We start from the raw sequence: 16,632 nt of genomic DNA on the forward strand, positions 1-16,632 counted from the left end.
AAACAGAGGTATATGATGTTGAATCACAATAAAGATGTTACATTATGTATTTTATGTTTAAAATGAATTTTTCTTATTCCATTAAAGCGCGCTTTTCCGTAATTGAAGTGACCCCAAAAAGTTAAACACTATATTAAGTTAAGCAGCTATGCAGGATTGAATTCGGTATTGTACCGGACTCAATCCTTTTAATTTTCCTTTGATACGATTGTGATTGTAGTATTCGATATACAGTTCAAGCTCACGCTTGAAGTGAACCATACTCTCAAATTCTTGTATATATAATAACTCAGATTTTAATAAACCAAAAAAGTTCTCAATTACTGCATTATCTAAACAGTTGCCTTTACGAGACATGCTTTGGCTAATACCCTGCTGTTTTAAGGTGTAAGAGTATTGTTTCATTTGATAATGCCAACCTTGATCCGAATGTAAGACAGGGGCATCTCCTTCGGATAAGCAGTTAAAAGCTTTGTCTAACATTTTCGAAACAAGTTCATATGTAGGACGGTTTTAAATATTATAGGCGATAATTTCACCATTAAATAAGTCTAGTACAGGGGAAAGATATAACTTCTCGCCAAATAAATGAAATTCAGTTACGTCCGTTACCCACTTTTCATTTGGTTTTGTGGCACCGAAATCACGTTTAAGAATGTTTGGCACAATTTTACCTATCTTGCCTTTATAAGAACGGTATTTTTTCATACGTACAAGCGATTTTAAACCCAATTTTTTCATTAGCTGTTGAACTTTTATGATTGATCAGGAAGCCTTGATTACGTAATTCTAACGTTATTCGGCGATAACCATATCTTCCCTTATGGTCGTGAAAGATAGTAGAAATCAACGATTTCATTTCGGCATATTTATCAGGTTGGTCAAAGCGACTTGTCCAGTAATAATAAGTACTACGTTTTATGCCAGTTAACTTTATTAACTCTTTTACGCTAAATTGATTCCTTAGTTCATAGACTACTTTCGCCTTGTCTTTCGTTGTAATGTTTCCTTTTCTTGAACTAAGGCATTCAACTTTTTTAGAAAGGCATTCTCCATACGTAAACGCTCATTCTCTGCTTGTAATGCCTCTAAAGAACCTTCTTCGAAGATTCGATTCTTAGCTTTTTTTGGGTTATCCTTCTTCAACTTTGTATGCCCCTTTTTCTTAAGAAATAGGGAGTCTACACTTTCATTTCCAATACTAATGCGCCATTTTCTAATTGTACCTGGAGTAGGTAAATTAAAATGTAGTGCAGCCTCGAAAGAAGACAACCCATTCTCGTTCATATAATTGAGTATGTATAGTTTATCTTCAAAAGTATAACGTGTATAGCTCTTTTTAAGAGATTCTGGTCCATGGAAATGATATTTTTCAATCCAAAAATTAAGCATTTCAGTAGTAGTTAAATTGAGTGATTTAGCAATTGAAGTAAGGCTTTCATCACCGTTTTCAAAACGAGTAATCGCATCTATTTTCTGTTCAAGAGTAATTCCTGCCATAAAAAAGGCACCTCCAAATGTTAGAGTCGTGTCTAACATTTGGGGTGCAGATCAAAGCACGGAGAGTGCCTTTTAGATTAATTAGAGTTCGAAACTATCAATATTTATTTTAGGTTGTTGATTATCCTTGTATGAAAAAGTCTTTCAGTTGATATTTATATGCTATTAGAACTTTTTGAAGTTATATTATTTACTAAATTTCAATTTATAATTGACCGAATTTTATAATTGTTGTAAAATCTCTGGTATACCACATACCACGGGAGGGTGGCCGATGAAAAAAATAGAAACAGGTATGGCACTCAGAGATATAGCTTTTAAGGAAATTAAGAAATCCATTTTGAACTATGAACTATTGCCAGGGCAAGCAATATATGAAAGAGAACTTAGTGAAAAGTTAGGAATAAGTAGAACTCCTGTAAGAGAATCTCTGTCGTTGCTAGAAAGGGAAAAATGGATAATTTCAAAACCACGAGTTGGTACGTTTATTAAAGAAATTACAGAAGAAGATGTCATTGAAGTAATGGAAATAAGGATGATTTTTGACCGTTTTGCACTTGAGAAAATATGTGGAACTATTACTTTAGAACAAATAAATGTTTTAGAGAAGTATGTCAAAGAACAAGAAAATAATAGAACAGATCAGCAAAAATTTATTGAGTTGGATAAGGAGTTCCATGCTCAAATCGTTTCATTAACTAAAAATGAGCAAATAGAAAAGTGGTTTGAGGAAATTGGAGATAAGATAAGATGGTTTGGGTTAAAAGCTATAACTGAAAAATCACGCATTGAAGAAACAATTAGTGAACATAAAGAAATTATAAAAGCTTTAAAATCACAAGATATAAATCAACTATTATTAGCATCAAATAGCCATGTGGAAAATACGAAAAAAGAAGTTATTAATCAATTAAGGAGCAATTTAAATGAAGAAAATAATTAATTTACACCTTATCAATGGTGAGGTGAGAAAACATGAAATTGACATTAATAAAGTAATTGTTGTGGGTTATGGTGGAAGAAATATCGATAAAATCCAAGAACACATAGATGAATTAAAAGAATTGGGAATTGCACCTCCACCAAGTGTTCCTATGATATATCCACAAAACATAGAACAACTTAACTTTTCTAATGAATGTCACGGTAGCAAATTTTCTTCTGGAGAGGCTGAATATGTATTATTTCATGATGGACAAGAATGGTTGTTTACCCTAGGCAGTGATCATACTGATAGAGAAGTAGAAAAAGAAAATATTTTAAAGTCTAAATTAATATGTGATAAACCACTAGCATCCGATTTTTGGAGACTGAAGGATTTAATAGAAGACTGGGATACTATTATTTTACGTTCCTATGTTACTTCTAATAGTGAAAGGCTTTTATATCAAGAAGACACTTTAGAAGCACTTTTAGAAGTGGATACTTTATTAGAAAAACTGAACAAGTTAGGGGAGATAGATTTAGAAAATACAGTTATTTATTCAGGTACTGTACCTACAAAAAATGGTTTTGTTTTTGGTGAAAAATTTGAATATGAAGTCGAACAGCCGAAGCTAAACAGGAAAATAAAACATCATTATTCTATTGTCAATTAAGTAAGGGGGGAGCTTTTTTGAAAGAAAAACCAACAAAGGTTAGATGGGGACTAGCATTCTTTTTCTTTATCATCGGTGTAATCGCTTACATGGATAGATCAAACATATCAATAATAGCAAAACCGATGATGGATGATTTGGGTTTAGATAAAGTTCAGTTCGGGATGCTTGCATCATTATTCTCATTAGGTTACGCGTTAGTTCAAATTCCGGCAGGTCTATTGGCAGAAAAATTTGGCCCAAGAAAAATGGTCACTTTTGCATTAGTATGGTGGTCAGTATTTACTGGTTTAACTGGTTTAGTTAAATCTCACGGTCTATTGTATGCAGTGAGATTCTTATTTGGAGTAGGAGAAGGACCAATGTTTCCGGCAAACGCCGTATTCAATACAAATTGGTTTAGACGAGATGAAAAGGCAAGAGCATCTAGTGCTTTATTAGCAGGTTCCTATTTTGGACCCGTTATAGCCCCTATCGTCACGGTTTATATCTATCAATATTTTGGTTGGCAAGCTGTATTTTACATTTTTGGGTTGTTAGGAATTATTATAGCAGCCGTATGGTGGGTTATAGCTAGAGACTATCCTGAAATTCATAAATTGGTTAACGAAAAGGAAAAAGAATATATACTAGAAGGCAGAGAAATTGTTAATACGACTAAAGCTAGAGCACCTTGGAATACATTTTTGAAAAATTATAGATTTTGGGCAATAGGTTTGCAATATTTTGTTGTTTTGTATATCATTACGTTCTTTTTAGTTTGGTTACCTACCTACTTACTAGAAGACAGAGGATTTTCATTAAGTAAAATGGGATTTGCTGCGAGCCTACCTTGGCTAGCAATATTGATAACTGTAATGACTGGTGGTATTCTTTCTGACTACTTAGTACGTAAAGGTTTTTCAAAGCAAATATCAAGATCCTCTTTAGCTATATCAGGTTTAATAGTATTTATTATTTCAATGTACTTTGCTGTTATGACAGTATCGCCTTATATGAATGTTTTTTGGCTATCATTATGCTTGGGTTCACTAGGATTTACAGTGGTGTGTTCATGGGCGTCTGCTACAGACCTAGGAAGAAACTTTTCAGGATCTGTCTCGGGTTGGATGAATTTGTGGGGAAATTTAGGAGCATTTGTATCACCATTGTTATGTGGTTGGTTAGCAGAAAAGTTTGGCTGGAATATCACATTAGGGGTGACTGTAATTCCTGTATTCATTGCAGCTATCTTATGGTTGTTAGTGAAACCAGATACTTCATTACTAAATACACTTGAGGAGTGAGCAATATGAATTACTTAGTATTTCAAATGGAACTAGAAGTAGGAAACCCAGAAAAGAATAGAAATATCATTGAACAGTGGTTAGAAGCTAACTACTATGATGACTTAGATATTGTAGTTCTACCAGAAATGTGGTCGACGGGCTATGCATTGAAAGAATTAAAAGAAATATGCAGAGTGGATGGCAATCAATCTATTGAATTTTTACAATTACTTGCTAAAAAGTTTAATGTAAATTTGGTGGGTGGCTCGATTGCTTTTTTAGAAGGTCAAGACATCTTTAATCGAGCGATTATTGTAAATCGACTGGGTGAGATTGTTCATACATATGACAAGATGCACCTTGTTCCAATGTTAGATGAGCCAGAGTTTTTAACAGGTGGGCTTAATCAAGTTGAAGTATTTGAGCTTGAAGGTGTGAAGATGGGCGTAATAATTTGCTACGATCTAAGATTTCCTGAAATTATACGTGATTTAGCATTACAAGGTATTCAAGTACTCCACATCGTAGCAGAGTGGCCATTAGTAAGAGAAACACATTGGAATACCTTACTTCGTGCACGCGCAATTGAGAACCAAATGTATGTTGTTGCATCAAATGTAACCGGGACAAAGTTAGGTGTAGAATTCGCAGGTTGCTCTCAAATTATAGACCCTTGGGGAGACATTGTTCAAAAATTAGATCAAGAAGTTGGCGAATTAAAAGCAACTTTAAATTTAGAGACAGTCCCGCAAGTCAGAAATGATGTGCCGATCTTTAGTAGTCGTGTACCATCACTTTATAGGTCCAACCAAAGATACTTCTTAGACAAGATAGAGAAAATATTGAGACCTGAAATTGAATTCACAGACTATAAGAAATTTAAACTTGAACCAATTGAAGGGTTGGTAAAAGGGCTGTCACAAAGGGTAATTTCAGAGAATTCGTTAACACAGGAAATGGTTCGTATTTTGGAGTTCGCCCCCGGTACAGACACGACGCCTAATGGTGTTCAAATACATCATTATTGGGAAGAGTTATATGTCATTGAAGGGTCTGTCATAGATTTAACTTTAAATAAGGTTTTCACTGCGGGAATGGTGGCTTCACGTCCACCTGGTATGAAACATGGTCCATGGAAGTCAACGGAAGGTTGCGTAATGTTTGAAGTACGATACAATCGATAAAGATTAATTAAATAATAATTCCTATAATCTGTTTATTGAACTGACCCAAAATACGAGATAAATAAAAACACCTTTCGTTGGATACCAAGAAATCAACGTTGAAGGTGTTTTTCTTATGTGAAAAAGGGTGAACCTTAATTTAAAGGTTTCCCCATATTTTCTTTCTAAAATCAACATTAGAGTTTTACAAAGCCAATAATTTGAGAAATAGACATTTTGTTTATTCGGAACAATATTCTTTATCTCAAACTAAATAATTCGTTTGTACGCTTCTATCGTAGCAAAATGCATGCCTTCATGATATAAACAAAAACTGAGTAATTCTTCAATGGTTGTTAAAGTAAAGACCTGTTGACGTAGTAAATGGCTTCTCTAAAACTTCTTTTAACCGAAATTCCAATGTTTGTTCGATCCTGTCTAGTTGCTCCTCCAATAATTGTATTAGTTCTTTAATCGTTGGTAATACTTTTTCTCCACAATCAGTTGGTTTAGTACCAGTACTAAATAAATCAGAAAAGCAAGGGTTGAATGTTATTAATTGTACTTTCCAAGCTAACTTTAAAGGGATTCAAGAGAAACTCTTTTGACAATACATCATAAAAGAGCATTATGGATGTGTAAACAAATAAAAAACTAGGTACATTCGATTATTACTTTTAGCTCTCATGATTAACCAATAGGATTATTAGTGATTCAATCGTTTCTATATTTCTGGAAAAATTTTTTATTAGATCGTAATTGCTAAAAGTATTTTTAAAAACAGGACAAGTGTCCTTTTTTATCTTTTGAAAGGGTAATAAAATTCTCAATAGTAGGTGATATGATGAGCAAAATGATATTAGATCAATTCATTGATAAACATGATTGGTTACAAGAGATGTGTAGGAACATGCCAGAGGATATTAAATTGCATTGGAAAATTAGAAATTACAAAATTGGAGAACAGGTGTGCGAGCAGGACATGGAGGTTACGCATTTTTATATTTTGGTTACTGGTGAATTGGCCGTGGAAAGACAATTCACAGATGGCAATGCATATACTTTGTCGACAATGCAGCCTGGATTTGTAGTTGGTGACATAGAGATTTCTCTGAACATGCATTTTATCAATCGAGTTTACGCCATTCAACAATCTACTGTACTACTTATTGAAACAAAAATTTATAAAAACTGGGTTATGAACGACCCGTATTTTTTGAGAAGAATCAATTACCAGTTAGCAAAAAAACTATATGTAGCTGGTCAAAAAACGATTTCAAGTAATTTTCACACAGTTCGTAAAAAAATTCTTGTCTATTTCTACGATTTTTTCCAGTCATTCAGTTCCATAGCACAAGATTCCTATGTACTAGTAGTTTCTCGTGAAGATATTGCTAAGCATTTAGGTGTATCAGTCAGAAGTATAAACAGGGTCATTAAGGATTTGAAAGATAAAAAAATTGTAAGTGTAAAACATAAACGTCTTATTTTTAATGAGTATAGTCGGAAACAAATTTCGCAAGAACTAGCAGAATAGGCTGCAATATTAAACTACAGGCACAAGTTTTAACAAAAAAATATTAGATATTAAAAGGAGCGAGAATTTAAATGATTAATGAAAATACGATTACTGAAATGATAGCTACAGGCAAAAAGTCGATTTATTGGACTGAAATTAATATGAACTTGCTTCAAGAAATTAAAGAAAGCTTTCTTAAGACAAAACCTTTACAAGGTTTAACAATTGGCATGTGCTTACATGTGGAACCAAAAACAGCAGTTTTGTGTAAAACCCTTAAAGCTGGTGGTGCCAATGTTATTATAACTGGCAGTCCTGGAACCACAAAGGACGATGTGGCGGCAGCGATGGCGGACGAAGGTATCAAGGTTTACGGTCAAAGAAGCGATGGCCGAGAGGAACATTTACAAAATATTCAAAGTGTATTAAAACACCATCCTCAGATTTTAATGGATAATGGTGCTGATTTAACAAGAGAGTATATTAAGCATTATAATGCCGAAGGACTGATCGGTTGTACAGAGGAAACCACGACGGGAGCAAATCTCTTGCGAGAGGATTTAAAAGGGAAATTTCCTGTTCCCATCATTGTTATTAACGATAGTCCATTAAAACAAGTTATTGAGAACGAACATGGTGTTGGTCAAACAATCGTTCAAGGCTTTATGCGAACGACTAACTTAATCGTACCAACAAAACGATTCGTAGTTATAGGATATGGAACTTGTGGCCGTGGTGTTGCTAGATATTTACGAAGTCTTGGAGCACAGGTAACAGTGGTCGATCAGAATCCAATTGCGGGTTTAGAGGCAGCTTTGGATGGATTAAGAGTTGCTCGTTTGGAGGATACATTGGCATACGGACAAGTATTTATCACTGTTACGGGACGTCCTAACATTATTTTAAAAGAACATATCGATAAGATGAACGACGGTGCCATTCTTGCGAACGCAGGACATTTCTCATGGGAAATTGATTTGGAATATTTAGAAAGTGAAGCTGATACAATTGATAGACTAAGCCCTGATATCGAACAGTTTACGATGAAGGACGGTCGTCGAGTTATGTTACTCACTAAGGGTGAGATGTTGAACCTGGCTCAAGAAGGTGGAGGCGGAAATCCTGTGGAAACGATGGATTTAGGGTTTGCTTTACAGGCGTCTTCTGTATTGTATTTGGTAAAACAGCACGCTCAAATGGCAACAGGGCCACAGCCAGTTCCTCACGAGGTGAACATCAAAGTGGCCAGTAACATGTTAAAACAGTTAAGTCTTCCATTGTAAAATAAAGCATATATCCATTTTATAGCATCGACTTAGTTTAATATTTTTCTAAAAAAACTTATAATCAATATAGAACATCAAAAAAATTAAGGAAGAATGAAAGCTGTTCTGATTTTATCACCTTAAAGTAAACATTGTTAAATAGGCTACAGTATTATGTAGTTAAGATTGGACACAAATAACCATTAAAAGAATAGACAAATAGGAGCGATTAAAGTGAAAAAAGCCAATCTTTGTTTTATAGGTGCAGGTTTTCATGCATCTACAAATATTTATCCTTCTGCTATAGAAGCAGGAGCGGAAATACAAGCTATTTCGACACGAAATATCGATCGTTCTAAAGCTGCTCTTCAACGCTTTGGAAGTAATGGTACACCCTATGATGACTATAAAAAGATGTTAGAAAATGAAGACTGCGACGGAATTGTTGTGGTTGCTCAGCCTGAAGATCATCCTTCTCTAGTGTTAGATTGTATCAAAGCTGGGAAAAATGTATTTGTAGATAAACCTCTTGGGATGAGTGCTGAAGAAGCTGCTGAAATTGCAGATGCTGCTGAAGAAGCAGGTGTAGCATTAATGGTTGGATTTATGAAACGCTATGCTCCTTGTTACACAAAGTTAAAAGAGTTAATTACAGATGGCAAACTGGGTACTGCGCGTTCATTTCAAGCAAGATTTGCAGTGAACAGTACACCATTTTGCAAAAATGAAGAACAATTTATGAAGTTTGCTGCTATACATATTGTTGATCTTGTACGTTATTTGTTTGGTGAAATTGTACAAGTAACAGGTTTTAAAAATAATGACAATGAGTGTATCTCTCAGAGTATTTCATTAAAGTTTGAAAATGGTGTCGTTGGTAGTCTTTATTTTACAGGAATGACGGCTTGGTCGCGTGAAAGTGAAAATATGCTTGTAACGTTTGATAGCGGATTTGTTTTTGCAGATGAAGTTAATACACTTACAATTCATAAATCACAAACATTTGATAAACTACCATGGAAATCTCTTGAAGAAGCAGACACTGTATTTACACCATCTGCATCACCTATGTCTGGAACCTATAGAGACCTTTATTTACGCGGTTTTGTTGGAGAAATGGCTCATTTTATAGATTGTTGTAAAAATGGTAAAAAGCCAATTTCAAATGGACGTGATAATGTTAATACAATGGCACTCTGCGATCTTATTCTGTCTAAGTTGTTGTAGGAACCCTATTATGGGTGTTTTTGACCTTTCACTCGAAAAGGAGAAATAAGAAAAAGAAGCAAGTTTCCCTTTTTGGGACTGCCCCCAACAGTATAGACAATAATAAAAGCATCTTCGATTGAATAAGGGTTTAGATACCTAAACTTCAATTAGGAGGTGTTTTTTCAATGAGTACAAGAGTGAGTTATCCATATGAAATAAGAATGAAAGCCATTGAGATGCGACTAGCAGGTATATCAATGAAACAGGTTTTAAATGAATTAAATATACGGCATAGAACACAGGTGGAAACATAGATGCGTTTGTATAAAAAATGGAGAAACACAACCTGTAGGTAAATAATATACGTTCCATAAAGGTCTTGAATATGAGAGTGAACAAGCAAAATTGGAAGCTGAACATCCTTGTTAACACTTTCAATTTTTTCGTAGGTATTACCAAAATAGTGGTATACAGAACTATAGATTCAGGTGATCAAGGTAACTAACCGTGGTGTAGCAACTACTGATGAAAAAGTGTATAATTTATATAAATAATCCTTATATTGGTTATGTAGACGTATATGCATCTCTAACATAAGGAAATCATCGTTGAGGGGTATAAGAATGAGGATTAGAACCATCATCATAACATTATTAACTTGTTCATTGATCTTGCCTTTTAGTCAAACTGCTCAAGCAGCAAATCTTAGTGAACATTATTATGACATTACAGATAATGATCTTAATAACAGTATCATTATGTCGCCTGAAAGCTCAAAGGCATTTGTAAATGGTGATCTGGTTTCAGCAGTACAGCCAATTGTAAAAGATGGAAGAACCTTAGTACCACTTCGATTTATATCCGAAGGGTTTGGTGCAAAAGTAGATTTCGACGTTAAAAATAATACTATAACTATTAAATATTCTGATAAATCAATAACCTTGAAAATAGGGACCAAGGCTATTTATGTTAATGGTCAACATATTCAAATGGACGTTGCTACAAACCTTTATAATAATTCAACCTATATTCCTTTAAGATATATTGGTGAGGCTTTTAATAAAAAAGTAGTATATTTAAAGAATGAAGACATACAACCATATAGTTTGATTATTATAAGGAATATAAATGCTCCAGAGCTTGAAAATCTTAAACTTTTACGTATTTGTGAATGGCTATTTCAAGGGAAATCAATTGTCTATAGTGATCGTTTTATGGCAGTGATCAAAGAAAAAGGTCAATTATTCTTTAGTAATTATTATTCTGATTTCGAACCCTTTGTTTATCAGGAATTTGTTGAGGACAAAAATATCGTTAAATTAGGGGATATATGGTTTAAAACAGATAGGGGCAATTTTTATTTGAACTACGCTTATGCGACTACAAGAGAATTTATTTTATATTATGTGGATGGACAAGCTATTACAAGAGTAGCCATTGAAAAAGCACCGATTAAGGCTGTGAAAGCTTATCAGAATAATGTATATTATCTAACAAGGTATGAGCGAGGTATAGCAAATCCTCATGAAACGAGTAACTTAAAATATGCAACACTAAAAAATGGGCATTGGGTTTCTGATTATTTAGGCATGCCTGGATTTTATTATGGTTTTGATACTTTAGGTAATTCATATAACTGGAAAATAGATGATAAAGGCATCTACATTTTTGGTTATAATAGATTTGGAGATTTAAGCTCATCTGAAAGAAAAACTACTTTTGGTAATTACAGGGTAGACTTTAGTGGTCATAATCATGAGGTAGTGAACCCTTAAAGTTTGCGTTTTGATGATGCAACGAAATGGCTGGTTTGGGTTCGGTATTGTGCGGGACTTAAGCCAGTCAATTTTTGCATAATCCGTTCGTTATTATTGTAATCGGTGTATTTCCTCCATTTGATGCCAACTCTTCTAATCCAGTTTGCTTGGGACTCCTGCTAATCACACTTCAATGGCCTACACACATAATGTTTTTATGCGCTCCATACCTATGCCTGTTTCTTTAAGGAACAAATTTTAATTCTATTCAAAATTGCATCCTCGTAAATTATGGGTTGGTATTAAATTTTCAATTTTTTGTTTGTTTATAACAACCATCTTAGTATTCTTTAGAGCAATTTAACAAGACAGTGAGCATGGATAGGGGAGAAGGGGTATATAAGTTGTCTGAATGGCACTACTTTGTATATTTAGGGAGACCGGAATGGTTGAGAAATCATAACAAAAGGACTTGTGTGCGATTTTACTCACAAGTCCTTGAATGGTGGAATGTTTTATAGTAGTGCACTTAAATTTTATTGCGTTTCTTTTTAGTATGAACCTTAAACCAAATAAAATATAAGATATTAATGAGTGATAAACCTAATGAAACAAACCTATTTTGTTCATAGGGTAAAATAATAAAAAGGATAATAGCTACTATAATTGCAGGTAATACTGTGTAAAACCAGACTCGCACTGCTTTATTATTAAAAGAAACTTCAAATCGCTCCAAACCATCACCTCATCTATTAACCATACACACATTTTTGTTCAGCTAGTTGAAAATTCTATCTTTATAGAAATCATAACATAGCAAAATTCTAATTGGAAGGTAGATGGTAAATGTAGGACTAAAGAGATGAATTGCCATTTGCTAAACATTAACTGAATAAAGATGTAGTGAAAAAAATCTTTTTTTGCTGTAACTTTCTCCGAAGTTGATACGTCTACATAGTAGTGCATTTAACTATTTTTGAGAAAGAATAGAAAAATGACATCATTTACCATGGGGATTTTAGTTGCATATTGACAAAATTATCGACTAAAATAATACTGAATGTTTTTTTTGTCGGGTGAAATTCTATCCCGATCATCTACTGGTGCCCACAAGCCCATCCCCGTTTTGAATGCCAATTATAAGTAATGAACCTTGTCTGCAAATCGGAAAGAAAATATCCCAAACCTCTATTAAGATGGTATACATTTATCCTTTGCGATAATTTCATAGGAAAAGTTCTGTAGAAAATTACATGCCTTGTGGTAGTAGGCAACGGAACAAATAGGACATTCAGCTCTTTAATGAGGTGGAAATGATGATAGAATAAACATGTTATTGGAAATATTAACTACCGGAGGTATATTATGGGTAAAGGCTTATTAAGGACAGCCACTGCTATCGTAGTAGTTTTACTTGGGTTTGGAAGCTACTATTTTATTAAAGAAATAACGAACTCTATGGCATACAATAAATTAGTGGATGAGTATAAAAAGCCAGTACCAATTAACAATATAGAGTCTGAATATGATGTGATTGTCATTGGTGGTGAGCCTGAGGGTGTCGCTGCAGCGGTTGCTTCAGCACGTAATGGGGCTAAAACATTATTGGTAGAAAAACGAGAAGAATTAGGTGGATTATTTACATACGGTATGCTAAATTTCCTGGATATTCCACGTGATGGTCGTAATAACTCCATCAGTGAAGGTATTTTTAAAGAATGGCATGAGCTTGTTAGGGGCAATGATGCTTTTGGTATCGTAGGGGCTAAGGCTGCGTTTAAAAAGCTGATCGATGAGGAACCAAATCTAACATTGTCGGTGCAAACAGAAGTAGTCAAAGCGAATCTTCAAAAGCAACAACTAACGTCTGTTGAGTTGAAAAATGAATACGGTACATATGTCGTAAAAGGAAAATCATTCATAGATGCTACACAGGATGCGGATTTTGCTACGATGTCTAAAGTTCCTTTCTTTGTCGGAGGAGAGGATATAGGGATTAAGGATAAACGTATGGCTGTGACATTAATGCTTCATTTGAAAAATGTCGATTGGGATCAAGTGAAAAAAGCGGCTAATTCAGAAGTATTTGGCGGTGCTAACTTGAATCATACCGTGATGTGGGGTTTTACAAAGCTACATGATGAATATAAACCATTGCAAGAGGGTACAAGATTACGAGGGTTAAATTTAGCGCGAGTTGATGATGAATATTTTATTAATGCTTTACAAATTTTTGGAATTGATGGCTTGAATGATAATTCGAAACAGGCTGCCATTGCTGCGGGTAAAAAGGAAACACTGCATGTACTAAAATATTTACAGGAAAACTTCCCTGGATTTGAAAAAGCAGAAATTGTCAGCTATCCAGAAGAGCTATATGTACGAGAAACGAGACATATTTGGGCTGAATATCAATTACCAATGGCCGATATTTGGCAAAATCGTGATCATTGGGATAGCATTGGGATAGCCTCCTATCCAGTAGACGTACAAGCACAAACACCTCATGATTATGGTTATGTCATTTCCGCACCAAAGCAATATGCCATTCCATTCCGATCTCTAGTACCAAAGGAAATTGATGGCTTACTTGTCGTTGGACGTTCTGCAGGTTATTCTTCACTTGCAGCGGGTAGCGCTCGTATTGTCCCAACAGGTATGGTGACAGGTGAAGCCGCGGGGACAGCCGCAGCACTAGCCCTTAAACAAGATGTAACTTTTAGAGAAATGAGCAAGGATAAAAAGATAATTGCTTCCTTAAGAAAGCAGTTAAATAAACAAGGTGCCTATGTCGATTCATTTTCTGTAGACTATCCTTATGAAGGCGAATGGTATGATAAAGCCATTCAAACATTAGTTAACTACGGTCTTGTTGTAGGTGGTTATGATAATGAATTAAAGGTCGACAGTAAAGCAACGAAAATTAAGTTTGCTAAAATGTTCAAAGAAAGTATGATACGAGCAGGCAGAGAGAGTACAACCGACAAGAGCGACAAGCTGGAAATTGTCATTAACAAAGTGTATAACACTGGAGATGAAGCTATTACGAGAGATGAAATGGCGCAATATTTGGCGGATGTTCTCATTGGTGAATCCTCTGCAAAAAGCTGGGAAAGCTTGATTGACAAAGGGATTGTTACTGAAAAAGTAGCGAAAAAAATGAAAGACAATAAACAACTGAAATTAAAAGAGATGTATGCCGTCATGGCAGATGTCATTCACTATGTAGAAAAGGAACGTTCCTCTAAATGAGGAGCGTTTTTTTTGACAAAAAAATGATTGACGCCAAGAAGTAACTCCTGTAAAATATTTCGAAATAATAGAAAAATTCAATGAAAAAGAGAGTAATTGGTGGGACTACTGGAAAGCGAGTTAGGGATGGTGTGAGCCTAACACAGAAACCATGAATGAAGCGCACTTTGGAGAAGGTTCTCGAACTAATAGTAGAGAATAGCGGGGCGTCACCTCGTTAACAATGGAAAGTGGTCATGATGAATGGCAACTAGAGTGGTACCACGGGATAACTATGCTCTCGTCTCTAATTATAGAGGCGAGGGCTTTTTTTATTGAATTAAAAGGAGGATATAAATGAATAAACAAATTGCCGAAAGTATTGCTGCAATCGTAAATCGTCAGTTGTCAGCTCAGGACGTTGAACAATTATTAGAAAAACCAAAAAGTTTAGATGTTGGTGATGTGGCATTTCCATGCTTTGTCCTAGCTAAAATATGGAAGAAGTCACCTCAACAGATTGCAGCTGATATGGCGGGTCAATTGCAAAATGATATTATCCATCAAGTGCAATCCGTAGGTGGTTATGTCAACATCTTTTTAGATCAAGCAAAAGTGACGCAACAAGTATTGAGCCGCATCATGCTGGAACAACATAATTACGGTACAAATCAAACAAAGATGGGAACCGTAGTCCTAGACTTTTCTTCTCCAAATATTGCTAAGCCGTTTTCCATGGGGCATTTACGTTCAACTGTTATCGGTAATGCTTTAGCAAATATTGCCGTGAAAAACGGTTATCAAGCCATTCGTATCAATCATTTAGGGGACTGGGGCACACAATTTGGTAAACTCATTGTTGCTTATCAATATTGGGGTGATAAACAAGCCATTACAGCATCTCCAATAGAGGAGTTATTAAAGATTTATGTCAAATTTCATACAGAGGCAGAGCAAGACCCAGCTCTGAATGAAAAGGCACGTGCTGCCTTTAAAGCATTAGAAGATGGTGATTCAGATGCGCTAGCGTTATGGCAATGGTTCCGAGATGTATCATTAGATGAATTTCAGACTATCTATCAGCTATTAGGCATTAATTTTGATGCGTTTACAGGAGAAGCCTTTTACAATGATAAAATGACACAAGTTGTGACAGAACTACAAAACAAAGGACTCCTAGTGGAATCGGATGGTGCATATGTAGTAGAGATGGAGGAGATGCCTCCTTGTTTAATAACGAAAACAGATGGTGCCACACTGTATGCGACACGTGATTTAGCTGCAGCCTTTTATCGTCAACAACATTACCAACCAAACAAAATTTTCTATGTGGTTGGCAATGAACAGTCCCTTCATTTTAAACAATTATTTCAAGTAATAGAAAAAATGGGGCATGCCTGGGCGGAGGATTTACAGCACGTACCATTTGGGATGATGTTGAAGGATGGTAAAAAAATGTCCACCCGTAAAGGCAAAGTGGTGTTATTAGCAGATGTGCTAGCAGAGGCGATTGCGACGGCCAAGCGCAATATAGAAGACAAAAACCCTCATTTACAGCAGAAAGACCGTATAGCACAACAAGTAGGAGTTGGAGCGGTTATTTTTAATGATTTAAAATACCATCGTCTAAACGATATTGAATTTTCCATCGAGCAAATGATGAACTTTGAAGGAGAAACAGGGCCCTATGTGCAGTACACTTATGCACGTATTTGTTCCATTTTGGTAAAAGCTGAAGCACCATCTCAGATTGTGAAATTTTTGTCATTAGGACAACAAGCTTGGCCAATCGTTTTATTATTGGAACAATTTCCTAAAGTGTTGGCCACTGCTTTTAATCAGGCTGATCCATCCCTAATTGCAAAATATGCATTACAGCTGGCACGTTTATTCAATAAATATTATGCTCAACAAAAAATATTAGCGGACGATGCCAACCAAGCTTCACGTTTGGCGCTTTGTCATTGTGTAGCATTGGTCTTAAAAGAATCATTAGCTTTATTGGGTATTGAATCACCAGAAAATATGTAATGAAAAGTCATTTTAAGTGAAGGATCCAGTCATTGACCAAATATAGAAAACATGGTAAAAGGATAGAGGAATAAAAGTTAACTCTTCCATT

At 35.1% G+C, this 16,632-nt stretch carries 13 protein-coding genes, 1 pseudogene and 1 other annotated feature; of the genes and pseudogenes, 11 read left to right on the forward strand and 3 right to left on the reverse strand.

What is annotated here, in order from left to right; genetic code table 11:
• Positions 1-138: 138 nt before the first annotated feature.
• Positions 139-1,500, reverse strand: a pseudogene (locus tag AO843_RS24025) (IS3 family transposase).
• 274 nt (positions 1,501-1,774) lie between these two features.
• On the opposite strand from AO843_RS24025, the gene AO843_RS12360 reads away from it, so the two are divergent.
• The 9 genes from AO843_RS12360 to AO843_RS12395 all read left to right on the forward strand — a co-directional run bounded on the left by AO843_RS12360 (position 1,775) and on the right by AO843_RS12395 (position 11,297).
• A complete protein-coding gene (locus tag AO843_RS12360; protein ID WP_054611409.1) occupies positions 1,775-2,443 on the forward strand; it encodes a GntR family transcriptional regulator in 669 nt (222 codons plus the stop codon).
• Positions 2,427-3,098, forward strand: a complete 672-nt coding sequence (locus tag AO843_RS12365; RefSeq protein ID WP_054611410.1) for a DUF2848 family protein — start codon at positions 2,427-2,429, stop codon at positions 3,096-3,098. The genes AO843_RS12360 and AO843_RS12365 overlap by 17 nt, the downstream gene beginning before the upstream one ends.
• Positions 3,099-3,115: 17 nt before the next feature.
• Positions 3,116-4,384: an MFS transporter gene (locus AO843_RS12370; protein ID WP_054611411.1), complete on the forward strand. Its 1,269-nt coding sequence runs from the start codon at positions 3,116-3,118 to the stop codon at positions 4,382-4,384.
• A 5-nt stretch (positions 4,385-4,389) separates the two neighbouring features.
• Positions 4,390-5,550, forward strand: coding sequence for a nitrilase-related carbon-nitrogen hydrolase (locus AO843_RS12375; RefSeq protein ID WP_082389456.1), 1,161 nt, complete (start codon positions 4,390-4,392; stop codon positions 5,548-5,550).
• An 823-nt stretch (positions 5,551-6,373) separates the two neighbouring features.
• Positions 6,374-7,066, forward strand: a complete 693-nt coding sequence (locus AO843_RS12380; RefSeq protein ID WP_054611412.1) for a Crp/Fnr family transcriptional regulator — start codon at positions 6,374-6,376, stop codon at positions 7,064-7,066.
• Positions 7,067-7,137: 71 nt separating this feature from the next.
• Positions 7,138-8,331 carry an adenosylhomocysteinase gene (locus AO843_RS12385; RefSeq protein ID WP_054611413.1) on the forward strand — a complete coding sequence of 398 codons (1,194 nt, stop codon included), beginning with the start codon at positions 7,138-7,140 and terminating at the stop codon, positions 8,329-8,331.
• A gap of 216 nt (positions 8,332-8,547) precedes the next feature.
• Entirely contained in the window at positions 8,548-9,540 is a 993-nt protein-coding gene (locus AO843_RS12390; protein WP_054611414.1) for a Gfo/Idh/MocA family protein, read from the forward strand.
• 167 nt (positions 9,541-9,707) lie between these two features.
• Positions 9,708-9,836 carry an integrase gene (locus tag AO843_RS25125; protein ID WP_082389458.1) on the forward strand — a complete coding sequence of 43 codons (129 nt, stop codon included), beginning with the start codon at positions 9,708-9,710 and terminating at the stop codon, positions 9,834-9,836.
• Positions 9,837-10,145: 309 nt separating this feature from the next.
• The gene (locus AO843_RS12395) at positions 10,146-11,297 is read left to right on the forward strand and encodes a copper amine oxidase N-terminal domain-containing protein (protein ID WP_082389459.1); all 1,152 of its coding nucleotides are present in this window, start codon (positions 10,146-10,148) and stop codon (positions 11,295-11,297) included.
• Here the strand turns inward: AO843_RS12395 and AO843_RS25580 are convergent.
• Positions 11,294-11,437 (reverse strand): IS3 family transposase, encoded by a 144-nt coding sequence (locus tag AO843_RS25580; RefSeq protein WP_156313965.1) that lies wholly within the window; start codon positions 11,435-11,437, stop codon positions 11,294-11,296. The genes AO843_RS12395 and AO843_RS25580 overlap by 4 nt on opposite strands.
• Before the next feature lie 371 nt (positions 11,438-11,808).
• Positions 11,809-12,015, reverse strand: coding sequence for a hypothetical protein (locus tag AO843_RS12400; RefSeq protein ID WP_054611415.1), 207 nt, complete (start codon positions 12,013-12,015; stop codon positions 11,809-11,811).
• Positions 12,016-12,644: 629 nt separating this feature from the next.
• On the opposite strand from AO843_RS12400, the gene AO843_RS12405 reads away from it, so the two are divergent.
• Both AO843_RS12405 and argS read left to right on the forward strand, forming a co-directional pair.
• Complete coding sequence (locus AO843_RS12405; RefSeq protein ID WP_054611416.1) at positions 12,645-14,531, forward strand: FAD-dependent oxidoreductase; 1,887 nt, start codon at positions 12,645-12,647, stop codon at positions 14,529-14,531.
• Between the two features lie 71 nt (positions 14,532-14,602).
• Positions 14,603-14,822, forward strand: a binding site (T-box leader).
• Positions 14,823-14,867: 45 nt separating this feature from the next.
• Positions 14,868-16,541, forward strand: a complete 1,674-nt coding sequence (argS, locus tag AO843_RS12410; RefSeq protein ID WP_054611417.1) for an arginine--tRNA ligase — start codon at positions 14,868-14,870, stop codon at positions 16,539-16,541.
• Positions 16,542-16,632 lie beyond the last annotated feature (91 nt).

Origin of the sequence: Lysinibacillus sp. ZYM-1, from assembly GCF_001308875.1 — a bacterium.
Lineage (GTDB): Bacteria > Bacillota > Bacilli > Bacillales_A > Planococcaceae > Lysinibacillus.